22 protein-coding genes, 1 tRNA gene and 1 pseudogene are annotated in these 26228 nt (G+C 46.7%); 13 read left to right on the top strand and 11 right to left on the bottom strand.

Annotated elements, in window-relative coordinates:
* From QUA10_RS25930 to QUA10_RS25915, 4 genes are all read left to right on the top strand, one after another.
* Window positions 1-667: NB-ARC domain-containing protein (locus QUA10_RS25930; protein WP_333085370.1), on the top strand; the 667-nt coding region annotated here is incomplete at its 5' end.
* 60 nt (window positions 668-727) lie between these two features.
* Window positions 728-1330 carry a hypothetical protein gene (locus tag QUA10_RS25925; protein WP_333085369.1) on the top strand — a complete coding sequence of 201 codons (603 nt, stop codon included), beginning with the start codon at window positions 728-730 and terminating at the stop codon, window positions 1328-1330.
* Window positions 1331-1454: 124 nt separating this feature from the next.
* Window positions 1455-1796: a DUF433 domain-containing protein gene (locus tag QUA10_RS25920; protein ID WP_333085368.1), complete on the top strand. Its 342-nt coding sequence runs from the start codon at window positions 1455-1457 to the stop codon at window positions 1794-1796.
* 3 nt (window positions 1797-1799) lie between these two features.
* The gene (locus tag QUA10_RS25915) at window positions 1800-2147 is read left to right on the top strand and encodes a DUF5615 family PIN-like protein (protein WP_333085367.1); all 348 of its coding nucleotides are present in this window, start codon (window positions 1800-1802) and stop codon (window positions 2145-2147) included.
* Window positions 2148-2321: 174 nt separating this feature from the next.
* Here the strand turns inward: QUA10_RS25915 and fba are convergent, their stop codons facing one another.
* The 5 genes from fba to QUA10_RS25890 all read right to left on the bottom strand — a co-directional run bounded on the left by fba (window position 2322) and on the right by QUA10_RS25890 (window position 6984).
* Window positions 2322-3401: a class II fructose-bisphosphate aldolase gene (fba, locus tag QUA10_RS25910; protein ID WP_006633469.1), complete on the bottom strand. Its 1080-nt coding sequence runs from the start codon at window positions 3399-3401 to the stop codon at window positions 2322-2324.
* Between the two features lie 193 nt (window positions 3402-3594).
* Window positions 3595-3666, bottom strand: a tRNA-Lys gene (locus QUA10_RS25905).
* 67 nt (window positions 3667-3733) lie between these two features.
* On the bottom strand, window positions 3734-4603 hold the full coding sequence (locus QUA10_RS25900) for an aldose epimerase family protein (RefSeq protein WP_445243607.1): 870 nt from the start codon (window positions 4601-4603) through the stop codon (window positions 3734-3736).
* Between the two features lie 134 nt (window positions 4604-4737).
* Window positions 4738-6816: a CapA family protein gene (locus QUA10_RS25895; protein WP_333085365.1), complete on the bottom strand. Its 2079-nt coding sequence runs from the start codon at window positions 6814-6816 to the stop codon at window positions 4738-4740.
* A 12-nt stretch (window positions 6817-6828) separates the two neighbouring features.
* Window positions 6829-6984, bottom strand: coding sequence for a hypothetical protein (locus tag QUA10_RS25890; RefSeq protein WP_158307982.1), 156 nt, complete (start codon window positions 6982-6984; stop codon window positions 6829-6831).
* A 609-nt stretch (window positions 6985-7593) separates the two neighbouring features.
* Here QUA10_RS25890 and QUA10_RS25885 point away from each other — a divergent pair.
* Window positions 7594-7905 carry a DUF6679 family protein gene (locus tag QUA10_RS25885; RefSeq protein ID WP_006633466.1) on the top strand — a complete coding sequence of 104 codons (312 nt, stop codon included), beginning with the start codon at window positions 7594-7596 and terminating at the stop codon, window positions 7903-7905.
* Window positions 7906-8227: 322 nt separating this feature from the next.
* Here QUA10_RS25885 and QUA10_RS25880 read toward each other — a convergent pair whose 3' ends face one another.
* Window positions 8228-9862 carry an MBL fold metallo-hydrolase gene (locus tag QUA10_RS25880; RefSeq protein WP_333085371.1) on the bottom strand — a complete coding sequence of 545 codons (1635 nt, stop codon included), beginning with the start codon at window positions 9860-9862 and terminating at the stop codon, window positions 8228-8230.
* A gap of 682 nt (window positions 9863-10544) precedes the next feature.
* Entirely contained in the window at window positions 10545-10799 is a 255-nt protein-coding gene (locus tag QUA10_RS25875) for a hypothetical protein (RefSeq protein ID WP_333086417.1), read from the bottom strand.
* A gap of 678 nt (window positions 10800-11477) precedes the next feature.
* Here QUA10_RS25875 and QUA10_RS25870 point away from each other — a divergent pair.
* Window positions 11478-12674, top strand: coding sequence for a glycosyltransferase (locus QUA10_RS25870; RefSeq protein WP_333085364.1), 1197 nt, complete (start codon window positions 11478-11480; stop codon window positions 12672-12674).
* Window positions 12675-12945: 271 nt separating this feature from the next.
* Here the strand turns inward: QUA10_RS25870 and QUA10_RS29210 are convergent.
* Window positions 12946-13136 (bottom strand): annotated as a pseudogene (locus QUA10_RS29210) (ISKra4-like element ISMiva1 family transposase); the annotation flags it as partial.
* A 362-nt stretch (window positions 13137-13498) separates the two neighbouring features.
* On the opposite strand from QUA10_RS29210, the gene QUA10_RS25865 reads away from it, so the two are divergent.
* From QUA10_RS25865 to QUA10_RS25835, 7 genes are all read left to right on the top strand, one after another.
* On the top strand, window positions 13499-14053 hold the full coding sequence (locus QUA10_RS25865) for a hypothetical protein (RefSeq protein WP_333085363.1): 555 nt from the start codon (window positions 13499-13501) through the stop codon (window positions 14051-14053).
* 411 nt (window positions 14054-14464) lie between these two features.
* Window positions 14465-15661 (top strand): glycosyltransferase, encoded by a 1197-nt coding sequence (locus tag QUA10_RS25860; RefSeq protein ID WP_333085362.1) that lies wholly within the window; start codon window positions 14465-14467, stop codon window positions 15659-15661.
* A 288-nt stretch (window positions 15662-15949) separates the two neighbouring features.
* Window positions 15950-17266, top strand: coding sequence for a glycosyltransferase family 2 protein (locus QUA10_RS25855; RefSeq protein WP_333085361.1), 1317 nt, complete (start codon window positions 15950-15952; stop codon window positions 17264-17266).
* A gap of 257 nt (window positions 17267-17523) precedes the next feature.
* Window positions 17524-18774, top strand: a complete 1251-nt coding sequence (locus tag QUA10_RS25850) for a glycosyltransferase (RefSeq protein WP_333085360.1) — start codon at window positions 17524-17526, stop codon at window positions 18772-18774.
* On the top strand, window positions 18771-19562 hold the full coding sequence (locus QUA10_RS25845) for an ABC transporter permease (protein WP_333085359.1): 792 nt from the start codon (window positions 18771-18773) through the stop codon (window positions 19560-19562). The genes QUA10_RS25850 and QUA10_RS25845 overlap by 4 nt, the downstream gene beginning before the upstream one ends.
* Window positions 19563-21635, top strand: coding sequence for a Wzt carbohydrate-binding domain-containing protein (locus QUA10_RS25840; protein WP_333085358.1), 2073 nt, complete (start codon window positions 19563-19565; stop codon window positions 21633-21635).
* Window positions 21636-21710: 75 nt separating this feature from the next.
* Window positions 21711-24128, top strand: coding sequence for a sulfotransferase (locus QUA10_RS25835; RefSeq protein WP_333085357.1), 2418 nt, complete (start codon window positions 21711-21713; stop codon window positions 24126-24128).
* 64 nt (window positions 24129-24192) lie between these two features.
* Here the strand turns inward: QUA10_RS25835 and QUA10_RS25830 are convergent, their stop codons facing one another.
* Genes QUA10_RS25830 through QUA10_RS25820 form a run of 3 tightly spaced genes read right to left on the bottom strand, consistent with a single transcriptional unit; the run spans window position 24193 to window position 26097 of the window.
* A complete protein-coding gene (locus QUA10_RS25830) occupies window positions 24193-25407 on the bottom strand; it encodes an NAD(P)/FAD-dependent oxidoreductase (protein ID WP_333085356.1) in 1215 nt (404 codons plus the stop codon).
* Between the two features lie 7 nt (window positions 25408-25414).
* Complete coding sequence (locus tag QUA10_RS25825) at window positions 25415-25783, bottom strand: aspartyl protease (protein ID WP_333085355.1); 369 nt, start codon at window positions 25781-25783, stop codon at window positions 25415-25417.
* Entirely contained in the window at window positions 25780-26097 is a 318-nt protein-coding gene (locus QUA10_RS25820) for a hypothetical protein (RefSeq protein WP_333085354.1), read from the bottom strand. The genes QUA10_RS25825 and QUA10_RS25820 overlap by 4 nt, the downstream gene beginning before the upstream one ends.
* Window positions 26098-26228 lie beyond the last annotated feature (131 nt).

Genomic DNA, 26228 nt, shown 5'->3' with positions numbered 1-26228 from the left:
ACTTGTTCGTAAGTCATCAGTTTTTCCTCTCAATCACCTCACTATTGCCCTTATTGGGGACTTTTGCAAGAGGTCTAAAGAGTTTGATTGTTCGGAAAGTAGTGTTAGGCAAGTTGGTTCGCAATTATGGCAGATACTTTCAGAAGAGTTGGGAGAAGATATCAGTAAATCAAATTTACGATCGGCAATGGAGAGGTTGCAAGTCTCGATAGTTTCACATTATGCACAAGACTCTGTGCAAATAGGCTTCGTTAATTTTTGTGGAGAAAACAGAGAACCGCCAGATATACCAAACTCGCACCCACCAAATCAGGAAACATCTAACTCAAAACCAATTAAAACTCTACATCAAGATTTAAGCGAAATGCCGAAGTTGGGCGACTTCTACGATCGCACCCCCTCTCTTAACACCCTCACAACCTGGATTCTACAACAAAACTGCCGCCTCATCACCCTCACCGGTATCAGCGGCATCGGCAAAACATCCCTAGCAGTACAACTCGTAAAACAAATCAAAGACGAGTTTGAATACGCAGCTTGGTACACACTAGACGAATTCCCCACCATCGATCAATTTCAATCTAACCTAACACAGCTTTTTTCCCAGTCAGAAAAACAAGATTCATCCCCAACAAACCAGAAACCATTACCGCTGATTAAGTATTGACAAAATCATCGCTGTCTAATAGTCTTAGATGACGTTCACAACCTTTTCTGTAGCGGCGAATTGGCAGGAAAATATAAACCAGAATCCGAAGAATATCGCACTTTATTCAAACAAATAGAAAAATTATCCCATCAAAGCTGCTTGATGTTAATTGGTTGGGAACAACCGAGAGAAGTGACTCAAGCTAAAAGCCAAAATACTTCTATTCGTACCTTACAACTCAAAGGTTTAGACATCGCCGCAGGACGAGAAATACTCCGAGATTATGGGTTAGAAGAAAGCGACAACAGTGAAGCACTCATTCATCGCTACCAAGGCAACCCCCTATGGTTAAAAAGCGTGGCAAATCTGATTCAAGACTTGGGAGGAGGCGTGACAGAGTTATTGCCAAATGATACTATATTGTTGCCGGAAGATTTGAAAGATGTTTTACAACAGCAGTTCGATCGCCTATCCGAACTAGAAAAACAAGTAATCTCCTTGTTAGCGAAAGAAAGCCAGCCAATCAACCGGGCAAAGTTGCTAGAAAATGACCGAATTCCGGCTTCAGATTTGCCAAATGCGCTGCAATCTCTATCGCGGCGCTGCTTGATAGAACAACAAGCAAATTTTTACACGATTTCACCTGTACTGAGGCAATATGCGATCGCCCATACAGTGTAATTTATACAACCATTGCTTGGATTCTGGGGCTTCACCCAAATTACTAGGAGTGGCAAGGGGCGATCAGGTAAATAGGGCGATCGGTTCGATAGAATGATCGGTAGTCGCAATTCCCTTGTTTGTCATGACGCTGAAAGAATTAGAGTCTCAACTCCTGGCACTCTCTGACGACGAAAAAGCTCAAGTCGTTCAACTCCTCACTCAAGGCAAAATCACTCCTTGGCGCGGTATTGAAAAAACGCCTGATGTCTGTGGCGGGAGTGCCTGCATTGCTGGAACTCGCATCACCGTTTGGGGACTTGTAGAAGCTCGTCGCATTGGCTATAGCGAAGCAGACTTACTCACAAGCTATCGATTACTCTCTGCTACTGATATTGCTAACGCTTGGGCCTATGCTGAAGCTTTCTCCGATGAAATTGAAACAGAAATTCGGGAAAACGATGAAGTGATGGACGAGGATTTGTAGCCGATGGCACGTCTCTATGCCGATGAGCAATACCCCTATCCTGTTGTAGAATTACTGAGAGCTTTAGGACACGATGTTTTGACTGTCCAAGAAGCAGGCAGAGCGAATCAGAAAATTCCTGACTCGGATGTTTTAGCTTTTGCTACTAGCGAAAAACGTGCCGTCATTACCGAAAACCGTAAAGATTTCTTTCGGCTGCATCGGATACAGTCCCTTCATGCTGGCATTATCGCCTGTACGAACGATCGCAATTGGGAAGCCCTGGCTAACCGAATCCACACTGCGATCGTCGCCGCAGAACCTTTAGAAGGTAAACTGATTCGTGTTGTGCGCCCTACTTTGTCACCTTAATGCCTCGTTGATTCTTTAGTCTGCGGAGGCAGACTTAGTTTGTATAGTAGCGATTTCAATCGCCCAGTAACTAAATACATAAAATCGCACAAACAAAAACCGGGCAACTTCAAAGCTACCCGGCAATCCTAACTTTAGACCTCAGACAAATCTAAAATCTAAAACCTAAAATTCTTAAACAGCTACAGTCTTCTTAGCAGAAGAACTCAATTCGCCCTTAGCATACTTAGCTGCAAAATCGTCCAAAGACACTTGCTTAATCTTTGTACCGTGACCAGCGCAACCGAAAGAGTTATAACGATCGCTACAAACCTTCTGCATATACTTGATCGACGGCTTCAAGAAGTGGCGGGGATCAAACTCATCGGGCTTGGCAAACAAAGCTTCGCGCACCGCAGCAGTAATTGCCAAACGGTTGTCAGTATCGATATTGATCTTGCGAACGCCGCACTTGATGCCCTTTTGGATTTCTTCCACAGGTACGCCGTAGGTTTCGCGGATTTTGCCGCCGTTGCTGTTGATAATTTCCAGCAATTCTTGGGGCACAGAAGAAGAACCGTGCATTACCAAGTGAGTATTCGGCAAGCGGCGGTGAATTTCTTCAATGCGGCTGATTGCCAAAATTTCGCCAGTCGGCTTGCGAGTGAACTTGTAAGCGCCGTGAGAAGTGCCGATCGCGACTGCTAGAGCATCAACGCCGGTTTGCTCGACGAAATCCACAGCTTGTTCAGGATCTGTCAGCAACTGATCGTGAGAAAGCGCACCTTCAAAGCCATGGCCGTCTTCTGCTTCGCCCATCCCTGTTTCCAGAGAACCCAAACAACCCAGTTCGCCTTCAACGCTAACGCCGATCGAATGAGCAACATTCACCACATCGCGAGTAACTTGAACATTGTACTCGTAGCTAGCGGGAGTCTTAGCATCCGCTTCCAGAGAACCGTCCATCATCACGCTGGTAAAACCTTGGCGCATGGCAGAATAGCAAGTGCCAGGGGCATTGCCGTGGTCTTGGTGCATGGAAATGGGAATGTGAGGATAGGTTTCAACTGCTGCCAAAATCAAGTGGCGCAGGAAATTTTCGCCAGCGTAGGAGCGAGCGCCGCGAGAAGCTTGCAGAATCACAGGGCTGTTGGTTTCGTCAGCAGCGCGCATGATCGCTTGGATTTGCTCCATGTTGTTGACGTTGTAAGCCGGTAGGCCGTAACCATTTTCAGCCGCGTGGTCGAGCAGCAATCGCATAGGTACAAGCGCCATAGATATTCCTCCTAATTATTTGTGATTTTTGGGCAGTGAATTTTGGACAAGCTTAATTCTTACGATAATATTAAGACAATTTGCCACCGATCGCGCACTATCTTTCCAGATTTACTTAAAAGTTCAAAAAACAAAATTTTGAGTTCCGAGCATTCCACTCAAAACTCAAAATTTTTAACTAACAAATTTTTTATGGGTCGCCCGGGATTTGAACCCGAGACCAATCGGTTAAAAGCCGAATGCTCTACCGCTGAGCTAGCGACCCGCGAAAACATTGTTACCGCACACAATTTCTAACATTAGCACCCCTCATTGGAAATAGCAAGTGTTTTTTAAATAAAATTTGCAGTCATGCGAACCAGCATCTCGCAAGTCGCTCCCGGCTGCAAATAAATCAAGTGTTCGCCAGTGTTTAGGGCATTTCGAGGAGCAGTCCAAGGTTCCAAACAGTAAAAATCCTTGCCCTTCACCATCCAGAAAACCAACTTCCCATAGCTGGAGTTGTAACTGAGGGTGAGCCGCAAGCCGCTCGCCGCGTCAGTGACAGTAGCAGCAAGACCAGTGAGTTCGTCAAAGGAAACGTCAATTTCATCCAGCGTATCGTCAAAAACCCCTGTGAAATAACCCTTTTGGTGGGTGTTCTGATCTCTGTACTGCATCCCCGGAATCTCAAAGCGCAGCTTAGATTTGTCCGTCGCCAAAAAGTAGGGGTGCAAACCACTAGAAAACGGCATGGGTTCGGCAGACAGATTGGTGTATCGCTGAAAAATTTCCAAAGAATTGCCTTTAATCTGATAAGTGAAGGCTAGTTGGAAATCAAAGGGATAAACAGCCAGCGTCTTGTCGCAGCTATCGAGAATCAGCGTAAGAGCGGCGCAACCCTCCGTAACTTGTTCACCTATTGTCCAAGGCAAGTCTCGAGCAAAGCCGTGCTGTTTGAGCTTACGCTCGACTCCCTTGTGGGTGTAAGTATTGTCGGGGAGATTGCTGCAGATGGGAAATAGGATGGGAATCCCGCCGCGTACAGTCAGATCGGGATTGGCGAACCGTTCCGCGTCCAAATAGAAGATTTCTTTGCCTTCAACCAGCCAGCTAGTGGCAATACCGCCCCGTTCCGGCACAACTTCTAAAGTAGAGTTAGCCGTTTCGTCGGAGAGGATATAGGTTTTGTACTGCTTTTGCTTGAGCGCGATCGCAAACACATTTGTCATCGGTAGTAGGTCATTGATCATTGGTTGTCAGTAAATCGATCGTTAATAATTGGTCGCTATTATCTTGATGTTCACCCATTACCGCCCCTATCCTCCCCCTGCATCCTCGCTCCGGCCCCCACCGGCTAACCAATGCTCCTAGCTATAGGAGGCAGGGCGATCCGGTGCTTGGAGCGGTTGCTGCTGTTAGCTGGAACGATCGCCGAGGCCGGCTGCTGTTTGAGTGCAACTTCAAAAGATACAGCCCGAGTGGGGGGAAGATAGCTTTGGGGACTCGGCACTGCTCCTTGACTAGGAGATGGGGGCGAAATAAACGGTTCTTTGATGAATGGCTCTTTTGTAAACGGCTCTGGTTCCCGGCTGGGATTTTGAGGTTGAGTGGGGTAGATGCGCGGCGGCAAATTTTGATTCGGAGGGGAGTTTGACTCAATTGCAGGCCCTGTCCCGTTCGGGAAAAATGAGGAGTTGTCCGGCTGTTGGGGCGCAGCCGGCAAAGCCGGCAAAATCAAAGTAGGTTTGGGTTGTCCGGGCCCTTGCTGAGTGCTTTCACCGGAGGTTCCCCCGGAACCTCGCCCGGGCTGGTATGTACCGCTCTTGGCTGCTCCTGGCAATGGAGAATTTGGAGTTTTTGATGCTGCTCCTGGCTGGACTAGGGCATCGAGAACTACAGAAGATTGCATCGGTCGATCGAAAATACTAGAAATTTGCTCGACACGTTTGAGGATACGATCGGCTGCTGCTCCCTTCAACACCTTCGGCTGCAACTTTTTCACCTCCACAGGCAGAAACTCTACCTTCATATTCCTGTCTTTGAGCGATACTTTCAGGACTGCGGTATCGTAATCCCTGCGAGCATTCCCGCCGAATATAAAATTACCCAGCGAGTAAACTATCGGGCGGCCCTTGTAAAGTTCTGCACCTTGCAATACCTGGGGGTGGTGTCCCACTACCAAATCAGCTCCTTGGTCGATCGTGAACCGAGCCAAATCAATCTGCCAGTCCCCCGGATAATCTGCCAATTCGACTCCCCAGTGGTAATTCACAATAATCCAGTCTACCTGACCCCTAAGAGCTTTAATATCCTCGGCCACGCGATTGTTACGGCGGGGGTTAGTGCCCGCTTTCCCTTGGTCAGCGACGTTAAGCTCGGCATCGTAATAACCGAGGTAGGCAATCCGCTGACCCTTAACTTCAATAATATCTGGACGCCTCGCTTCTTTAATATCTCTGCCGGCTCCCAGGTGTTGAATCCCACTATTATCTAGAGTATTCATCGTCTCCACCAGCCCCGGTTCCTCGTAATCCATAGCGCGGCTATTTGCCAGATTGACAATATCCACTCCTCCGGCTGTTAATACTTTCACCGATTCTGGATCGGCTTTAAAATTTAATTGTTTTTTGCCAGAGCCCAATGTAGAGCGAGTCAGGGAGTTTTCTAGGTTAACCATCGCCACATCTGCTTGCCGGTACTCGTCCATATTGGCGAAAGCCCATTGGTGATCGTTGGCAGCAGATGCTCCGAGCGCATCCGATAGATTCACATTTCCTCCGAACATCAGCGTTACTGTTGGGTCGTAAGGATTAGCAACTTGCTTTTGCTGTACTACTGGTACCACTTCTAATGCCGCTTGCACCGTATCCGCACGTTTTGGAGGCGGCCCCGAAATTACAGCAGCTTGCTGGTAGCCGGATACTGGAGATACTAACTGCAGGGTCAGAGCTTCGTGGTAGCTGACCCAACACCCTAAAATAAAAGAGGCAAGTGCCGATCCCACTAGCAGCAGAGAACGATACGTTTTAAATTTAACCCAATCGACGACTGGTAGGGAACGGTAACGCCGACGCTGGCGGTTGGCCGGAGTGACAATTCGCACTGACTGTTTCCAGAGAATGTCTGCATCCCCAGCCAAGCGCGCGTGAATTCGCACTCCTTCTACTGCTGGCGAGTTGAGTCTCCAGAGTTGGTGGCAAATAAATTTGACTAAGCCTTCCCGGAGAGTGCTCCCGAGTAATGTAGTATCTGGCGCAAATTCGCGCTGGAATTCTACGAGGATTTGGACGCAGCCGGCCTGAGCCTGTTCAACGCGGGCATAAATCCCTTCTGGGCGCAGCAAGCTGTCAATCCAGTAATTCAGGGCTTGAAAGTTGCCCGATCGCGCTAGCTCCAAGATAGACGGCTGCGACCAATTTTCTGCGTACACCATCAATTAGCCTCCTTAATACGCACGAGCAATGACTCCAATTTGTTTTGAACGGAACCGCAATTCTTTTAGCTTAACCGCCACAGGTTCCGCTGCCCGTTTTGAAGCTAGTTGTTGGCCGCCACCATTTTCTACATTTAGGGGCTGCCTGCTGTCAGTGATTTTTATCACACTCCGGTCAATCGATTTTAGATTTTAGATTTTAGATTTTAGATTTTAGATTGAGTTCACAGAGGGTACTCGGAACCAGAACAAAAGTCGAAACAAAAGGTTTCTGGGGGAGTTGAGGTAGAAAAGAGGGAGATTTATGAGGCAGAGCCTGTTTTTATTGTCGCTGTTTGAGTGTCGCTTTAGAGCTTTCGCTTCGAGATTTGAGATTTGAGATTGAGCCTTGACTGCGTTACTGGACGATCGAACAAACGTCGAAACCAGAGGTTTCTGGGCGACTTGAGGCCAAAGAGAGCGAGATTTATGAGGCAGAGTCTGTTTTTATTGTCGCTGTTAATCGCCTGCCGTCGTCAATTCCTAATGCTTCGATCTATGCTGGCAAATGCCTCTCACGAGGGATGCCACTGACTGCAAAACCTGTAATTGGATAAATGGCGTACTAGATAGATTTGGTGGTAAAATCGAATTTGGTAACTCCCATCGGTACAAAAGTTGCGGAAAACGTGAAACTGGCCAGTCCATACGGCTGTGCCTTCCGATGTAAAACCCAAAGTACGTTACGGTAAACAGACCATATTTTAAGCAAGTTACACTGCGCAGGAGAACTGACAAATGCTACAGCGCAAAATCTATCAACTCTGTTGTGATGGTCGTGAGGTTTCTATTTTTCTTCGAGATCAGCAACGTTGGATAGAGCGCGCTCGTATCCTAGATATTGAAGGGGATCTAGTCACGCTGCGCTACGAAACCGACGAAGAAGACGAAATCAGCTCCTGGGAAGAAATGGTGCGTCTTGAAAGTATTGGAGCTGTATCCCAGAAGTTGGCTTCGGTATCCCGAACTAACTGCGAACCCCTAGTTTCTGACGATTGTCCCGAAGCCGAACAAATTCGCAATCACTACCCGGACTCGAATTTGGAATAGTTTTGAGCTCGCGCTTGAGGCACAAGGAAAACTTGGGGGAAAAGAAAACGACTTTTCTCCCTTTTTTGTGGAGAAATTATGCAAAAAACCCGGTTTAGGCCAAACATATTCTGGGTTGTGACCACATAAGCTATTTTGCCTTTAAATTTAAGCTTGATGGCGGAATCTCCTACCCACGAGACAACAGCGTAAATACACAGTAGTTTAAAAATTCAATGCGCGACACCCGATCCCTGCTGAAACAGGGTTTTTTGTCTGGTTGCGTCTATGACTGTTTTTTTGTTTTCTGGGCCTGCAGGCTAGTTTGTAGGTGTCCGAGAGGTTATTCGCCGTCTGTTTCGCCATCTAGGAAAAGTTCCGACTCCGGTATCGCTTTAAACACGGGACAGTAACCGTCGGGGGTAACTTTAAAGCCAAACAAAGCACTGGACTGGTTCCAACAGCGCTGGCTGCGGTAGTGCTGACAATTGCCGCAGCATTCGAGGTTTGCCTGAACGGCGCTGCCTTGAAAAAGCAGTTCCCGCTGGGAGATGCCGCGCAGTACCAGTTCTTCGCCTTGCCAGCGCGCTTCTACCAAACCGGTATCGGCAAAATTGGCCCACCGAGGATCGGCTGTAATCGGACTCGGCAAGCTAATTGCTACCTCTGTCCCCAATTCGCTGAGTTCTCCCTCATAGTTGGTTTCTGGGATAGCGGGCTGCAAAAACATTTCCCCGATCGGCAGTTCGACAAGTGTTCCGGCCGCCGGAGTGTGCAACTGGTACCGGTTTCGCAGCTCGTCCAAGTTAGCCAAGTCAGCCAAATATGCAGGGGAACCGTGGATCAAAATTACGTGCTGGGGACGCAAATTGTGGATGAGTTGGGTAGTCCCCGGCCCGTCGCAGTGTTCGGCTAGCAGATAAGTTTCGACACTTGTGACTCCAAATTGGGGCCTGTTGCCCAGCCAGTCGCTGACGGGATATCCTGGTTTTTGAGGGGCGAGCAAAATCCAAGGATGTGTGCCATCGGCAACATACAAACCCAAATCAGCTATTTGGTCAGTAATCACAATACAGGGCGTGGCTCCCAATCCAGGGCGTTGTTCGGCAGACAGCCGGCGGACGCGGGGTTTCACCCTTTCGTCCCAAAACAAAGGTTGGTGCAGAGCAAAATTTTGGACGGCGGTGGGAAATTGGGGTAACAGTTCCAGATAAGCATCGCACCCGTCGGCGACAGTGCCGTCCACCCATATATCTAAGTCGCGGCCAGTAAAGTAGTGGTGACTGCGGAGCAGCATCAGCATTTCTTGGCCCAAACCAAGGGCCGGCGAGGGCAGCAGTACCGAGTACCCGTCGGCGATGGCGCGGTGGATGCGATCGGCTAACTGATTTTCTAGTTGTCGGCGGTGAGGGTGGCGCGCCGTGCCGTAACTGCCTTCCAAAATTAATACATCCGGCTTCATGCCCCTGAGTTCTCCCAGGGGCAAACCTTCCACCAAACGAGAATTGGACAGGAAAAAGTCGCCGGTGTAAACCACGGTGTAGGTGCGGTGCGGGGCTGCATAAGTCAGCAGCACAGTCGCCGCTCCGGGCAAATGGCCCGACGGGAACAACTGCACGCTCAGTCCTGGGCGCACTTCGAGCGGCGACTGCCAGGGCAGTCCATGACAGAACCGTGACTCTGGCTGCTGAGCCAGTTGTGGCCAGTTGAGCGGTAGCAGTCGCGCTGTCACTTCGCTGGCATAAATTGGCAAGTGGGGGAAAGATTGATGGAGTGCTAGCAAACCTCTGGCATGATCAGAGTGGGCGTGGGTACACACCACAAAATCGGCTGGCAGCGATCGATTTTGTGTCGCTGACAGCGGTGCAATATCCTCTACACCGCAGTCGAGTAAAATGCGGTGCGGCCCCATTCGCACTAGCAGACAGACCCCTTCCTGTGCGTGGCCTGCGCCGTAAGGTAAACAATCGAGATCCATCACTGCGGTTAGCTCCCTGCTTTGCACGCAACTTGCAGTATCGCCACATTTAAACATTGGTTGCGACTGCATTCATTCGATCAAGTTCAGTATCGGACGCAGAAACCGGATTTGATGGACGAAAACAGTTTGTTGCCGCCCTCGCTCCCGGTAAAAAAACCCGGTTTATCTAAAGTTGTGGTGCGTAAGCCCTGGAGTTAAATGTTTGCTCGAAGGCTCCGGCTCTCGTGCAAGGAAAGTAATTGCACTTAAGATTTGATGCAGCGCCCACAAAGCGATTTTCCGAAGGCATTGGCCGGACGGGCATTCGGCCTTGGACAAAGTTCAGGCTACTGGTTCTTGCATCAAAAGTTACATTTTATTGCACCATGTAAGAGCAGCGAGCTCGATCTCATATTCTGAGTTTTAAACCTTTTTCCACAATTTGCGCCTGCTAAAAGGTAATCTTTTTTATGAGAAGATTTTAATTCAGATGACCAAACATCTTGATAAAACTTTACAATTCTTCATTTTTAGGGTTTTGAGGGTCGTGTATAGTCCAATCTGAAAAACGGAGAACCAGCATCATGCTAGCTAACTGCTTTTGTCAGGGCAGAGAGAGACTTTATGAGTTTGCTGGGTTTCTTTGTAAAAATTTGATACATGCTTCTAAGCAAACCTTGTGGCTATCGAGGAGAGAGTGTCAATGGCTTTTTGACCCCACCCAAAAACGGATATAAGTTTCCGACAGGCATCGCCTGCCGCCTAAAGTTTTAGACTCTTGTTCAAACTCCAGATTCATCTGTGAAGTAAATCTCAAATCGTTCGACTCAACTCGACTGGGCTGAGTGCTCGCCAAACGCCTGAGCGCGGCGAGACGGCTCGGCTGATTGCTCGCCGAAGTCTCAAATCTCAAATCGACTGACTCCCCCATAATAGGTTTGTTGACTCCGCTCATTGACTAGGGGGCAAAACGATGGGTTTTTTTGTTGAACCTCAAACATAGCCACATAAATCCCCAGACAATAGATGATATTCATCCTGTAAAAATACCACTAACTTGCCAGAAGTAATCTCATCTCGATGAGTCTCCAACTAGCCTGTAATCTCCTGTTTTTTTATCATTGCTAGGTCTGATTTAGGGTTGAGTTTGGGAGTGTTTTTCACCTAATCCGTGCGCGGCTTAATCGCGAAAGTTTGAAGGGCGAGAGTGTTTAATTGTTTGGTATGTTGCCCTTGAATATTATCAGAGCGCAATTAAATCTGAAATGAGGAGCGATCGCACAAACCCGGTTTGATCAAAAAATCTGGTTTTTAGATGTGGTATTCATGGGGAGACTGGGGAGGAAGCCGACCGCCAATAACGCCTGCAATTAACACGTGCATCGAGGTGCGAAGGTTTTCCATAAAAAATATTTTGTAGGAAAAAAACTTGACATCAGCGGGTCATCGAAAGTTAAAATAAATAATAGCCATAACAAAATGAGGCTTTATGTTTGATTCGCGATCGGCGATCGGCAAGTAGGGCATTGAGAAGTTGCTATCCCCTAAAACAATTTCGGCTAAAATACATCCGGTAATATACGGAGTATCTAGGATTTTTTCCCAATCTAAAATCTAAAATCTAAAATCTAAAATGGCAACAGCTATTCTTGAGCTGGAAATCTCCAAACTCCCGCCAGAAATTACGGTTGAGGAGCGTTACAGCAAAGCCTTGATTTTAATTCGACTCCACGGAAAACCGATCGGCCAAGCTCTTTTTCACGTAGTCGGAGGCCGTATTGGCGGTGACGAATTACGGAAAACACTGAGGAATTGTGCTGGTGACAACTTGTGGAAAAACTTGCTCTACGACACTCTAGAATGGGATGAGCGGGGGTCGGTGGAGGCATTGCCGATCGCCACAGTAGCGGTTTGCACGCGCGATCGACCGGAAGATTTGCGGCGCTGTCTAGACGCGCTGATGCTGCTGCCAGATGATGGTCAGGAATACTTAGTAATTGACAATTGTCCGAGCACGGACGCTACCAAGGAACTGGTCAAAAATTACCCACAAGTCCGCTATGTGCGCGAAGACTTAGCAGGCTCCAGCGCTGCCCGTAACCGAGCTTTATGCGAAGCTAAACATGAATTCGTAGCCTTTACAGATGACGATGCTGCGCCCGATCCGAACTGGCTGCGATCGCTCTTGTGGAATTTTAACGATCCGCGAGTGATGTGCGTCACAGGGCTGGTGATGCCATTGGAACTGGAAACCGAAGCGCAAGAATGGTTTGAGTGCTACAGCCCCCACGGGCGGGGATTTGAGCGCCGAGTTGTTGATGGGGCGCACTGCAATCCTCTGATTGTGCATCTTGTGGGAGTTTCGGCGAGTATGGCTGTGCGGAAAAGTTCGATCGACTACATTGGCCTGTTTGACGAAGCTTTGGGGGCGGGAACACCCACGGTGGGCGGCGAAGACTGTGAACTTTTTGCCCGCATTTTGCGCGCGGGCTACTGCATTGTCTACGAGCCGAGAGCATTGAGCTGGCATCGCCATCGGCGCACTTGGGAAGAATTGCGAAAAACGCTCCAAGGCTACGGCATCGGAGTCTATGCTTTCTGGACGCGGCTGTTTATAATCAACAGAGAATTCAGTGTGCCTCTATTAGCTTGGGGATGGCTGCGGTATAAGCAAATTCCTGAATTAATTGCTTCTTGGCGAAAGCAACCGGGTTGTATTCCTAGTGATTTACTTTTGGCTCAACTGCGGGGGTGCCTTAGGGGGCCGATGGCTTATTTTTATTCTCGCAAGCGGTTGCGGGAAGTTAAAGGGGAAGTCAATCGATTTTAGATTTTAGATTTTAGATTTTAGATTTTAGATTTTAGATTTACTCCACAGATGAATCGGGTAAATTAAACTAAGGTCTAAGCTTTTTGGATTAGTCATTAGTGATTAGTCATTAGTCGGGAGGAACATGGAAGTTCGGCAACGGATGGTGTAATGGATTTAAGGGATTTAACAGATGGATATTGAGGGTACAGGGAAGAAGTAAGAGTGTTGGAAATTTTAATCACCACTTATAAATTACCAAATACCAAATACCAAATACCAAGCGTGCCTCTCAGTGAAAGCAAATACATCTAGTGGAAAGTTGACCATTGAGACAAGCACAGCGCAGACAATGGATAGAGGAAACACCCTCCACATTCCACGATCGATATTTTCACCCTTATTCAAATTTCGTTTAATAGTTGATTCAACTGTTACCGAACCGATAGAAATTAGGGATTATTCTTGATAGAATGGGTAGTTATAGCAATTTTAAATGAGTCGTAATTTTTTTGCCCCACCCCAACCCTCCCCGAATCCGGTGGGAGTCCGTAAGAAATTCACAAATGATTTAGGGTTGCTATAGCAATCCTAAATCATTCAGATAAATTTGTAGGGGTAGTGCTAAGAGTGCCTACCCCCTATTTATCGGGGCAACCGGGCGTGGGATTGCCCCTACAATAATTACGCAAATCATTTAGGATTGCTATATAACTATTCGTCTGCGGTAGGGGTAGCATCTCATTGCTTTAGCGGGGGATGCTGTTGGCTATCATTACGAACACGAAACTAACAATTTCGATCGCTCTTTCCGCCGCTCTCGTCAGGAAGGGCCGTCGGATGTTTTGATCGGCCGCCGACACCCGGAACTTAGACCGACGCTGCACATAAAAGACTACGAAACTCGTGATTTTTTGGTAGACAAGATTGTGGTGGCGATCGCGTTTTTATGGCCGGCGGTTATGGATTGGCTGGCTGTGGGAGTCAGGAAATCTCTGGATTTGCTCGAAAGCTTGGGGATGCGGGAAACTTGGCGGTGGTTGCGGGCAAAATTGCGCGGTTATTGGTATTTGCGGGGTGTGATTGATGAACTCAAAACTAGATCGGAAATTTTTAGTTTTATGCACGGAGGCTTGGCGCGTGCTGATTTGGGCAATCGCGAAAATGTGGGTCGCGCGGGTGAGATCACTCATAAAGTGGGTTGTATAGGAGTGATTCTTAGCTCAACAGGCTCCTACAAGACCCTACAAGATATTATGGTTTTTTGTGCCGTTATACTTAGCATTGGGCTTGATTGTCAAAAAAGAGTATTTCATGGGCTCGGTCTCTATTCTCACAACTGGCTTGGGATTGCTATAGAACTACGTACTTGCGAAAGTTGGAATTGCCAGAGTGCTTAATGGTTTGGTATATTGCCCTTGAATAGTACCCGATCGCAATTAAAGCTGAAATGAGGAGCGATCGCACAAACCGGGTTTTGTCAAAAAATCTGGTTTTTAGAGGTGGCATTAATGGCGAGGCTTGGTGGCGGTCGGCTGCCAATAACACCTGCAATTGACACAAGCCTCGACGAGGGATCGTTGCCGGTGGTAAAAGTTGTGTGGGGAAAAAACTTGACATCAGCGGGTCATTGAAAGTAAAAATAAATAAAAGCAATAAAAACAATGAGGCTTTATCTTTGATTCGCGATCGGCAATCGGCAAGTATGGCATTGAGAAGTTGCTATCCCCTAAAACAATTTCTGATAAAATACATCCGGTAATATAGGGAGTATCTAGGATTTTTTCGCAATCTAAAATCTAAACTCTAAAATGGCAACAGCTATTCTTGACCTGGAAATCTCCAAACTCCCGCCAGAAATTACGGTTGAGGAGCGTTACAGCAAAGCCTTGATTTTAATTCGACTGCACGGAAAACCGATCGGTCAAGCTCTTTTGCCCGTAGTCGGAGGCCGTCTTGGCGGTGACGAATTACGGGAAGCACTGATGAATGCTGCTGGTGACAACTTGTGGAAAAACTGGCTCTACGACACTCTAAAATGGGATGAGCGGGGGCCTGTGGAGGCATTGCCGCTCGCCACAGTAGCAGTTTGCACGCGCGATCGCCCGGAAGATTTGCGGCGCTGTCTAGATGCGCTGATGCTGATGCCAGATGATGGTCAGGAATACCTGGTAATTGACAATTGTCCCGCCACCGAGGCCAGCAGTGAATTGGTCAAAAATTACCCGAAAATCCGCTATGTCCGCGAAGATGTAGCGGGCGAGAGCGCTGCCCGCAACCGAGCTTTACGCGAAGCTAAACACGAATTCGTAGCCTTTACAGATGACGATGCTGCCCCCGATCCGAACTGGCTGCGATCGCTCTTGTGGAATTTTAGCGATCCGCGAGTGATGTGCGTCACGGGGCTGGTGATGCCATTGGAACTGGAAACCGAAGCGCAAGAATGGTTTGAGCACTACAGCCCCCACGGGCGGGGCTACGAGCGCCGAGTTGTTGACGGGGCGTACTGCAATCCGCTGATTATAGCTCCAGTGGGGGTTTCGGCAAGTATGGCTTTGCGAAAAAGTTTGATCGACTACATTGGCCTGTTTGACGAAGCTTTGGGCGTGGGAACGCCCGCTAAGTGCGGTTCAGACAGCGAACTGTTTTCCCGCATTTTGCGATCGGGCTACCGCATCGTCTACGAACCGAGGGCTTTGAGTTGGCACCGCCACCGACGCACTTGGGAAGAACTACGCAACTTGCTGCGATGCTACGGAATCGGAGTCTATGCTTTCTGGACGCGGCTGTTTGTAATTAACAAAGAATTTAGTGTGCCTCTATTAGCTTGGGCATGGCTGTATTACAAGCAAATTCCTGAATTATTTGCTTCTTTGCGAAAGCAACCGGGCTGTATTCCTAGTGATTTACTTTTGGCTCAAATGCGGGGGTGCATTAGCGGGCCGAGGGCTTATTTTTATTCTCGCAAGCGGTTGCAGGAAGTTAAAGGGGAAGTTAATCGATTTTAGATTTTAGATTTTAGATTTTAGATTTACTCACAAATGAATCTGGGAAATGAAACTAAGGTCTGAGCTGTTGGGATTAGTCATTAGTCATTAGTCAGGAGGAACAGGGAAGTCCGGCAACGGATGGTGTAATGGATTTAAGGGATTTAACAGATGGATATTGAGGGTACAGGGAAGAAGTAAGAGTGTTGGAAATTTTAATCACTACTTATAAATCCCCAAATACCAAATACCAAATATTAATTTCCCAATACCAAATAACAATTACTAATTACCAAATACCACTCTAATATGAATAGGGAAAATCCAACAATTAGCATAATTATTCCGAGCCACAATCGAAGTTCTTCGCTGCGGCGCGCTCTTGATGCTTTGCACTCGCAGACTTATCCGATCGACCTGCTCGAAGTTATTGTAGTGGCAGATAGCTGCATTGACGATACTTTGGCAATGCTACAAGACTACAAAGCTCAGTTTAAACTGCAGGTGATCGAGGTAAATTGCCGGAGCGCTGCCATCGCCCGCAATACAGGAGCAGCTTCGGCTAGCGGGCAATTGCTGCTGTTTCTCGACGACGACATCGAAGCGCTGCCTCCTTTGGTGGAAAGCCACGCGCGGGTTCACCGAGAGCGTCCGGGAGCGACTGTCATGGGGCCCTATCCGCCTAAGTTGCACGGAGGAACTAGGTTTTTTGACGTGGAAGTGCGCTCGTGGTGGGAAGAGAAGTTTTATCAGATGAGCCAACCTGATCACCGATTTACTTATCAAGATTTGCTCAGCGGCAACCTTTCTTTGGATGCAGAACTGTTTGCTCGGGTCGAAGGCTTTGATTCGGCTTTCGGGAACTGCGGCGGGGAAGATTACGAGTTTGGGCTGCGTTTGCTGAAAGCTGATGTACCTTTTGCTTTAGCGCAGGATGCTGTGGGCTATCATTACGAACACGAAACTAACAATCTCGATCGCTCTTTCCGCCGCTCTCGTCAGGAAGGGCGATCGGATGTTTTGATCGGCCGCCGACACCCGGAACTCAGACCGACGCTGCACATAAAAGACTACGAAACTCCTTATTTTTTGGTAGACAAGATTGTGGTGGCGCTCACGTTTTTATGGCCGGCGGTTATGGATTGGCTGGCTGTGGGAGGCAGGAAATCTCTGGATTTGCTCGAAAGCTTGGGGATGCGGGAAACTTGGCGGTGGTTGCGGGCAAAATTGCGCGGTTATTGGTATTTGCGGGGTGTGATTGATGAGCTAAAAAGTCGCTCTGCTATTTCTAGTTTTATGCAAGGGGGCCCGGCTCGTGCTGATTTGGGCGGACATGAAATTAACATTGATTTGCAGCAAGGTTGGGAAGCGGCAGAAAGTCTGCTGGACGCGGAACGACCGGCTGGGGTTTACCTGTATTACGACCAACTGGCAATCGGCCATATTTTTCCGCAAGCGGGGGCGGAACCGCTGCGGGGCGCTCACTTGCGATCGATTCTAGCGCTTCACTTTGCTCAACCGCTGGCTGGGGCGATCGCGGTTAACGGTTTGCCCCACAGTGCTGAAACGCTTGAAGAAAAACCTGTAGTTGCTTTTGAAACTTACGAGTTAGCAATTAATAGCTAAGTAAATAGGTGCAAATAAAGATTACATGATTCGGGCAGGTGAGTGCCTTCATCTTCTCGTTTATATCTCGTTATGCTTAGCTAAACTATTCCCTAGAAGATATTTTTTTTCGTGCATATCTACTGAATGCGGGGAAGTTAAACCAAAAACTCAAACCTCAAAAGTTGGGAAATTGGAAAGTTGCAACCCCAAACTTAAAAGTCCCAAGTCAAAACTTTTCTATCTAGGGCCCGCTGCAAAATTTTCAGGAGCAAGTTATGGCAATAAAAGTGATGGAGATTGAGTTTGCTGAACAGATTAATCCGATTAGGCAACTCGAACAATACGAAGGAGTTCGCATTTTAGTTCGATACCGGGGACGGCCTCTGGGCTGGGCTTATGTTAGTAACAATCCCTGGGAACAAACAATTTCCGCTGAGCGAGTGCGACAAACAATTGTGGATCAGTTAGGAAAAGAGTTGGTGCGATCGACTTTAGGAGAGCAATTCGGCGCGGTTTCTGAAGCAGTGCCGGATCGCGATCTGCCGTCAATTAGCGTTGTCATCTGCACGCGCGATCGTACAGATTTGCTCAAAGGCGCTCTGGAAGCTCTGCTCGCCCTAGACTATCCGCACCGCGAAATTATCGTTATAGACAACGCTCCTGCAACCAGCAGCACCGCTGAATTAGTCGCGCGTTTGCCGGTACGCTACGTCAAGGAAGAACGGCCAGGATTGGACTGGGCGCGCAATCGCGGGATCGCGGAAGCGCGGCATGAGATTATTGCTTTTACTGACGACGACGTGCGGCCAGATCGCGGCTGGCTGCGGGGTATTGCTTCGGCGTTTGCTGACCCAGAAATTATGGCTGTGAGCGGTTTAGTGGCTGCTGCCGAACTGGAAACCTTGCCGCAACAGCAATTTGAACTGATATATGGCGGAATGCTGCAACACCTAGACCGCCACAAAACCAACGGTAGCAAGCTTTCTGTGCGGGAGTTGCTGTGGGCGAGCAAATACGGCGTGGGGGCGAATATGGCTTTCCGGCGGCAAGTTTTCGAGGCTGTGGGCAATTTTGACGTTGCTCTAGATGTGGGGACTGCGACTCGCGGTGGTGGGGATATTGAGATGTTTCATCGGATTTTGGCGAATGGATACTCGACTTTTTATGAGCCGAGAGCTTTTGTGTGGCACTTGCACCGACGCAGTGCCGAGGCTTTGAGCCGGCAGTTGCAGGATAACGGGCGCGGTTTTGGGGCTTATGTACTCACGTGCTATCGCAACCGCACTGTGCCGCGCTGGGAAATTTGGAAATTTGCTATGTTTCAGTGGCTTGGTTGGTGGCTGGTGCGCCGCTTGGGATCTCCGGGTTTGCTGCCGCGCAAGTTGGTAGTCAGCGAGTTGCTGGGAGCTCTCGACAGTCCTTTTGCTTACAGAAAAGCGCAGTTGCAGGCGCAGCAGTTAGCTGAGATTGAGCCGGAAGAGCAACTACAGTCTGAACCGCAGGAAGTTGCCGGAGGTCTGCGATGAGAAGTGTTCCAAAGCTGATTTACAGGCGCAAAATCGCTCATTTCTTCGATTTGCTGCGGGTGTTGGTCGATCGCGATATGAAATTACTTTACAAGCGATCGGCTTTGGGGATTGCTTGGACTTTAATCAATCCGCTGTTGCAGTTAGCTGTATTTTCCTTTGTATTTCGCTCTGTTGTACCGATTAACGTTCCGCAATTTTCTTCCTTTGCTTTCAGCGGTTTGTTAATCTGGAGTTGGTCTCAAACCGCATTATTTCAAGCAACGGGATTAATTACCAACAATAAAGCGCTAATCAGACAGCCGAATTTTCCCACGGCAATTTTGCCGGTAGTCACTACTATGACTGGGCTAATTCACTTTCTGTTAGCTTTGCCGGTGTTAATTATCTTTCTGGCAATTGATGGCGTTCAGCCGAGTGCAGTGCTGTTTGTGTTGCCACTGCTGATGGTTATTCAGTTTATTTTGACAGTCAGTTTGGCTTATCCCCTCGCCGCTTTGAATGTCACTTTTCGCGATACTCAGCACACTTTGGGCGTAGTTTTGCAGATGCTGTTTTACCTGACTCCGATTTTCTACGACCTAAACAGTGTCCCGAAAGAATTTCAGCCTTTTTATCAGTTAAATCCTATGGTACCACTGCTTGGAGCTTACCGCGCCATTCTGCTCAAAGGTACGCAGCCGGATTGGCTGGCGCTGTTAATTGTTAGCTTGGTTGTGGCTGCTCTTTTGCCGATCGGACTGGGAATTTTTAGACGGCAAAGCAATACTTTTGTGGAGGAATTGTAAATGCGTCACGCTATTGTTGTCAAGGGTTTGGGGAAACGTTTCAACCGCTACTCTGCCGATCGACCTTATACGATTATGCAGGCCGCTTTGGCGGGTTTTCGGCAGATGAAACCGCAGGCGCGTTTTTGGGCACTGCGGGATATCAATTTCACCGTTTCTCCCGGAGAAATGCTGGGGATTCTCGGCAAGAATGGCGCGGGAAAATCGACGCTGCTGCAACTTGTTGGTGGTATCGGTCATGCTCAAGAAGGAACTATTGAAGTTAATGGTAGAATTGGCGGTTTGTTGGATTTGGGTGCGGGTTTTCACTGGGATTTAACGGGCAGAGAAAATGTGTTTGTGGGTGCGGTGGTGGCTGGTTTGACTCGTCGGGAAGTGGCCCGCAGGTTTGATGATATTGTTGAATTTGCGGAATTGCAACAATTTATTGATAGTCCGCTGCGGACTTACAGTACCGGGATGCAAATGCGGCTGGCTTTTTCGGTGGCGGTGCACACCGATCCAGAAGTGCTGTTAGTTGATGAACATTTGTCGGTTGGTGATGTGGCTTTTCAAACTAAATGTTTGAACAGAATCACGGAGTTTAAGAATCAAGGATGTGCGATTGTTTTGATTTCTCACAACGCGGCGCAAATTCATAAATTGTGCGATCGGGCTTTGTGGCTGAAATCAGGTGAAATCGTGGCTTACGGGGAACCGGAAGTGGTAGTCGGTCAGTATTTGTCGGAAATGCGCCCAGCAACCGAACAACGCACTCCCATGCGTCCTCCTGAAGTGACGAGTATGGGTTCGCAACTGCGAGTCAATGACAATCGCTTCGGTTCTTTGGAAGTAGAAATTACGGATGTTAAAGTGTTGCCGGATGATGAGATAAACAGTGGCGATCCTATTACTGTGGAAATTCATTATTCTGTACCGAAGCCTATTTCGGCTGCTATTTTTGGCGTGACAATTAGCCGGGAAGACGGTCAAAGTTGTTTTGAGACTAATACTAATCAAATGGGCAGATTGCTGCCGCTGGCGGAAGGTAAAGGCACAATCCGCCTGCACGTAGACAGGTTGGATTTAGGCAATGGTCAGTATTACGTGAATGCTGGGGTTTACGAGAAGAGTTTGGCTTACGCCTACGATTATCATTGGCACCTTTATCCGCTGTACGTGCGATCGACTGTAAGCCAAAAAACGATTCTTTGTCCGCCCTACCACTGGGAATTTGATGGCAAAATGCAGGTTACGGATTTACCAGAACCAGCCGAGAAAGTTCACGCATTGAATAAGGATAATCCCGCCTATGCCAAGATTTCGACTCAGTTGAAAAATAAGCAGGAACCAGACTTTTTAATTATTGGCGCTCAAAAGTGCGGCACAGAACCTCTATCCGGCTATCTCGCAAATCACTTGCAAATTATCAAAGATGGTTCCCGCAACATTCACTTTTTTGATTTGAATTTTGAGCGGGGTGTTGATTGGTACAGCAAGCAGTTGACGCGCAGTGTGGCGGATGAGAAGGTGGTGCTGTGGGAAATGACTCCTTACTATATTTATCATCCGTTGGTGGCCGAGCGGGTTTACAAGTGTTTCCCGGATGTTAAGCTGATTGTAATGCTGCGAAACCCGGTTAAACGAGCTTGGCTGCACTATCATCTAGAAGTCGCGATCGGCTGCGAAAAGCTGGATTTTGAAAAGGCGATCGCTTCCGAGCCCGATCGCCTAAAAGGTGAAATTGAAAAAATTAAAACCGATCAAAGTTATTACAGTTTCAACCACCAACATTATTCGTATTTGTCGCGAGGAATTTATGTTGAACAAATCAGGAATTGGCTTGATTATTTTCCGAGGGAACAGTTGCTAATTCTCAAAAGCGAAGATTTTGAGGCAAATACCGATAAAGTTTTTTCGGAAGTGTTAGATTTCTTGGATATTAGTGCGATCGTAAGTAAACAATATGAGATTAATACGATCGAGGAGTACAGCAAAATACCAGCAGCAATCGAACAACAACTGACAGATTATTTTCAACCTTACAATCAGGAACTTTCTGATTTGTTAAAACAGGATTTTACTTGGAGTTAGAATTGGCAGGTTGGGTTCCGAGAAGGAAACCCAATCACCCTCAAAATCTAGAGTTAATTATAATTGCAAAATGTTATGAAACGCATATTTCTCCTAGGCTCGCCTCGCAGTGGCACGACAATTCTTCAAAGCTTATTAGCTGCTCATCCAGAAGTTATTTCTTTTCCGGAATCTAAGTTTTTTCACTATTTGCTATACGATCAGTTTGCGGGAAAGTTGCCAGGTAGAATGGAAGCTTTTTTTAAGGATGAGATTAAACGTCCTGAACTTTTGAAAGATTTTGATGACAGCCAAAGTGTGGAAGCTAAAGCTAGTTGGTTTGTGAGAGTTTTGGATGGTTTGGCTGCTGAACAAAAAAAAAGCATTTGGTTGGAAAAAACGCCGGAACACATATATTTTATTGATGACATAGAGCGCTTTTTGCCGGATGCGAAATTTATACATATTTTGCGAAACGGTATGGATACAATAGCTTCTATGTATGATGCTACTAGGAGTTTTAACGAATTGTGGGGCGCTGGTTGGGATTTAAACCACTGTATCTATCGCTGGGAACACGCGATGTTAACTAGCCACAAATACATTAATAAATCCAATCATATATTAGTTAAATATGAGGAGCTTTTAGATAACAAAACACAACTTCTAGGAAAAATTTGTAATTTTATGGGCATTGAATATGACGGCACAATGCTCGTTAACTATCAAGAAAAAGCCGCGAAGCTCAGTTTAAATCTACCTTGGCACAAAGGAATTGAGAGAGATGTCAAAAGTAGTAACGTTCACAAATATCATAAAATTTTCACGCGCAATGAAATCAGATATATTTTAGATAAAATTCAGCGAGTCAAGGATGAAATGACCTGGAAAGTTACGGTGGAAGTGACCGAACCAATTTCGGATATTTACGCTTGGCAACTATGCGATCGCCTGTGCTGTACGATCAAACTAGAAGGAATTCAACTCGGTATTATTGAATTGCCGATTTGCGATGGCATGGTGGCGGCTGCGGTTTTGGCGGATGCGGTTGCAGCCCAGTTTGCTTGGCAAATTCTCGATCGCTTCTTTCAACGCAATCGCTGCGAAAAAGGCAATAAATTGTGGGAAAATTTGCTGGAACCATTGCACCCTAAACATGATTGGACGCTATTTATGCAAGAATTATGGGGGCGTCCGCATTGGCATTTGGAGGATTTCTACAAGCCTGAAATAGCTGAGGAAGTTCCAACAATTACCCTAGAAAAAAAATTGATTATCTTAGAAATTAGCGAGGAATTTGCTAATATAAAAGTTGAGCTTTCTGAAATAGACGTGCTGGTAAAAGTAGGTGGCGTTGCTGTCGGTATTGTTACTGTTGCGGTGGAAAATAATTTTGTTTCGGCTCAAAAAGTGCGATCGACAATTAATCGAAATATGGGTTTTGAGTTGTGCATCACCGCCGTGCGAGAAGCTTTGCTGGGAAAACCACTCAACGGCAAGCAATGGCTACGATCGCGCTTAGCCTCTTGTGCTCAACAAAGGTCTAATTTGCCCGAATGGTTGAATGCACCGGGTGCTGGGGGCATTTACCCCCAAAATGCGGTGATGTTCGGCAGGCGATCGGGTGCGATCGGGACGAGTGTCAGCCGTCGCGCCTCACTCCCGGCGGCGGCGCTGCCGGAAATCGAGTCAGCCGCAGCAATCGCTGGGGAACCGACAATGCAAATTCCCCAAGAAAACGAGTTTCCAAAGCAAGTATTTTATGCACCGGAAATCATTGGCTCAAAATCTTCTTATCGGGAAGTTTCTCACTCGGTGAAACCTCAATTTTTGGACAACCATAGCGTTACACAAAAACTCCCGATTCTCTCCTACCGCCGCATTTATCCTGACGGTTTAGACGCAGTTACTCCCCAAATTTTTGAACAACAGTTACACAATCTAAAAAATCTGGGTTATTACAGTGCGAGTTGGGAAAATTGGCGAAGCGCGAAACTGGCTAAAACTCCTTTACCCGGTAAAGCTGTATTGATGACATTTGACGGCGGCTATCTCGACTTTTTCCAATATGCTTGGCCTCTGCTAAAACGGTTTGATTTTACAGCAACTGTTTTTCTCGTAGCGGAGTCAATAGGAAAGACAAATAGTTGGGAAAAAGCCGAATTTGAAGAAGTGCCGTTAATGGGATGGTCGGAAATTTTGCAACTGCGGGATGCAGGGATTGAATTCGGTTCTATGTCTGCTACTCATCAACCTTTGACTGCATTGTCGCCGACAGAAATTGTGCGGGAGGCAGCCAAATCCCGTGCTATCTTGGAACGGGAATTAGAGAAACCTGTTAAATGTTTTGCCTATCCTTACGGCGATGTCGATCCAATTGTAGCGCATTTAATTGGAGCGAGTGGATATACTTTTGGTGTATCATATACATTAAATTTGAGCAGTTTTGAAGATTCTTTATTGTCGCTGCCGCGCATTCAAGTCACCGCCGAAAATGCCTTAAAATTAGCTTAGTAATGTGCGTCAATTAGCGAGATTTTTTCCTCAACTAACATCTCTCACCGGACGAAACTTACAATTAAAATTTCTTAATCAATTCCTTGATTTTTCTCTGCAAATAACCGCCTAACCCTCTGGAAATTTTCTCAAATTTATAATAAAATAAAATATCCATCACATCTTCAGTTTTCATATACTTTAAATAATAAATTATTTTATCGGTCAGCTCATCATTAACATCATCGATATACTTTCTCACCGCCAACCTTTCCGAAATATGCCATTTCTGATCAAACTTGCGGTGCATTTCCGTCTCATAATCCCGAAAATCTGAGATTTTCCCCTCCAAATACCTTTGAATATATTTCCCTGCGATTTGGGCACCATCCATCCCGTGTCTAATCCCTTCGCCACCCAAAAAATTTACTGTCGAAACACTATCGCCGATCGCAATTATATTATCCTTGCAATAAATATCCTTCAAACCACGACTGTACTTCAGCATGGAACCGTGTTTGTCAAGAATTTTATAATTTTTAGACTTTAGATATTCATTAATCAGTAAATCAATATATTTTTTCATTGGTGACAAATGCCTCAGCGTTTTCTGCTCTAAAAAAATGCGGGCAGCACCAACTTTCAGCCTGTTTGGTTCCATTGGAAATATCCAAGAATAACCTTTAGGCATCCATTTATCGCCCACAAATAAGATTAAATCGCCGCTGTATTTATTGTAAATTTCTGGCTCTACTTCAATCAAATATTCGATTCCGGTTCCCGACAAAAAATCTGGCTTATCATTCTCTTTTTTGTACATAATCGCCCTAGCAAAGCCAGTAGCATCAACCAATACTTTAGTGCTAACCTTTAAAATTTGACCGTCGGATAACTGTTTAAATTCGACTGTTGTTTCGCCCTTGCTTTGTGAATGTCCGGTGTAGCGATAACCAAGCCGAACTTCACCGCCAAATCGCTCAACTTCGCTGGCCAAAAAAGCTCTAAATTTAGCAAAGTTGAGAACAACTCCCAAGCTTTCGGGCGACTCCCAAGTTTGACTGACTTTGCTAGTTTCAATAGTAAGTTTGTGCCAAAAACTGCCGATAACGGATTCAGGTAAATCGAATTTAGAGAGGGTTTCTAGAGGCGTGGCGGCGCTAGAAAAGTCATTTTTATTAAAATTATCGTTTTGCTCTGCCAGCAAGACTTTGTGGCCGGATTGGGCTAGGATTCTCGCGCAGTGACCGCCTGCTGGGCCTGCTCCTACTATTACTATGTCAAAACTTTTTAAATTCATTTTGCTTTTAACTAGCTTCCAATGTCAAAATAGCTGCAGATATATCAACTACTAACCGCCGAGTTTTTAGCCACTGGCGGCCGATTAAAATTTCCGGTACTCCGTCACCCACATGAACGGGAATGTCAAATTCTTGCTCATCTATGCGTACTTTCCCTGCATAAAGATCGAAATCAAATTCTCCCTTTGCTGTCCGCATTTCTTGTCGCCTAATATAAATCCAATCCAGTCCCTCGAAATCTTGCTCGTCCATTGCTAACCAGCCCGAAAAACCTGTATCTAGCAGAGCATCAACAGGTAATTCTAAGCCGTTATTAGCAATCAATTCAACTTCAAAAAATAGCTCGTCCTCATCACCAAATCTTCCTTCAATCATATTGAGCCGCACGCCCCTGTATTGTTGATGCGGAAAAGGTAGGGGATAGCATTTGGGTGTTTGTGGCGACACATTTTGGTAGCCGCCATATCATCCTTGTCGATAAAATATTCCCCGCTATCAGGTTCAACCGCCATGTACCAGTTGTAGTGAGTGTCAATTAATTCTGGTTTAAGGCGATCGAAAATTACTTTGCAACGCTTGCGAAATGTCGCTCTTTCAGCGCGCCAATGGGCTTTTTTTTCTTCTGACCACTGAATTTCTGGGAACAATCTTCCCCGTCGCACGGTACGGTTTGGTTTCACGTTAGTCATTGTTTTTTCTCCGTTGTGTCAGATGGTAATACAGCACTTTGCGTGACTAAGAGATACAGTAACAGCAGTGAGCAAAATAATTTTTGATTTGCTTAGTTGAACATAATTTCACTCCCAATTCCAAGAGTTTT

The sequence above is a fragment of the Microcoleus sp. Pol8_D6 genome (assembly GCF_036700965.1).
Taxonomy (GTDB): domain Bacteria; phylum Cyanobacteriota; class Cyanobacteriia; order Cyanobacteriales; family Microcoleaceae; genus Microcoleus.
Note: the sequence above shows the minus strand (reverse complement) of the source record. Positions and strands in the feature narration are given on the sequence as shown.

Coding starts and splice junctions, on each gene's coding strand:
- QUA10_RS25845 (WP_333085359.1), top strand. CDS start 18,771: ATGAGAAGTGTTCCAAAGCTGATTTACAGGCGCAAAATCGCTCATTTC.
- QUA10_RS25860 (WP_333085362.1), top strand. CDS start 14,465: ATGGCAACAGCTATTCTTGACCTGGAAATCTCCAAACTCCCGCCAGAA.
- QUA10_RS25880 (WP_333085371.1), bottom strand. CDS start 9,862: ATGGATCTCGATTGTTTACCTTACGGCGCAGGCCACGCACAGGAAGGG.
- QUA10_RS25885 (WP_006633466.1), top strand. CDS start 7,594: ATGCTACAGCGCAAAATCTATCAACTCTGTTGTGATGGTCGTGAGGTT.
- QUA10_RS25835 (WP_333085357.1), top strand. CDS start 21,711: ATGAAACGCATATTTCTCCTAGGCTCGCCTCGCAGTGGCACGACAATT.
- QUA10_RS25920 (WP_333085368.1), top strand. CDS start 1,455: ATGACGCTGAAAGAATTAGAGTCTCAACTCCTGGCACTCTCTGACGAC.
- QUA10_RS25820 (WP_333085354.1), bottom strand. CDS start 26,097: ATGACTAACGTGAAACCAAACCGTACCGTGCGACGGGGAAGATTGTTC.
- QUA10_RS25875 (WP_333086417.1), bottom strand. CDS start 10,799: ATGAGCGGAGTCAACAAACCTATTATGGGGGAGTCAGTCGATTTGAGA.
- QUA10_RS25855 (WP_333085361.1), top strand. CDS start 15,950: ATGAATAGGGAAAATCCAACAATTAGCATAATTATTCCGAGCCACAAT.
- QUA10_RS25840 (WP_333085358.1), top strand. CDS start 19,563: ATGCGTCACGCTATTGTTGTCAAGGGTTTGGGGAAACGTTTCAACCGC.
- fba (WP_006633469.1), bottom strand. CDS start 3,401: ATGGCGCTTGTACCTATGCGATTGCTGCTCGACCACGCGGCTGAAAAT.
- QUA10_RS25870 (WP_333085364.1), top strand. CDS start 11,478: ATGGCAACAGCTATTCTTGAGCTGGAAATCTCCAAACTCCCGCCAGAA.
- QUA10_RS25830 (WP_333085356.1), bottom strand. CDS start 25,407: ATGAATTTAAAAAGTTTTGACATAGTAATAGTAGGAGCAGGCCCAGCA.
- QUA10_RS25915 (WP_333085367.1), top strand. CDS start 1,800: ATGGCACGTCTCTATGCCGATGAGCAATACCCCTATCCTGTTGTAGAA.
- QUA10_RS25825 (WP_333085355.1), bottom strand. CDS start 25,783: ATGATTGAAGGAAGATTTGGTGATGAGGACGAGCTATTTTTTGAAGTT.
- QUA10_RS25895 (WP_333085365.1), bottom strand. CDS start 6,816: ATGGTGTACGCAGAAAATTGGTCGCAGCCGTCTATCTTGGAGCTAGCG.
- QUA10_RS25850 (WP_333085360.1), top strand. CDS start 17,524: ATGGCAATAAAAGTGATGGAGATTGAGTTTGCTGAACAGATTAATCCG.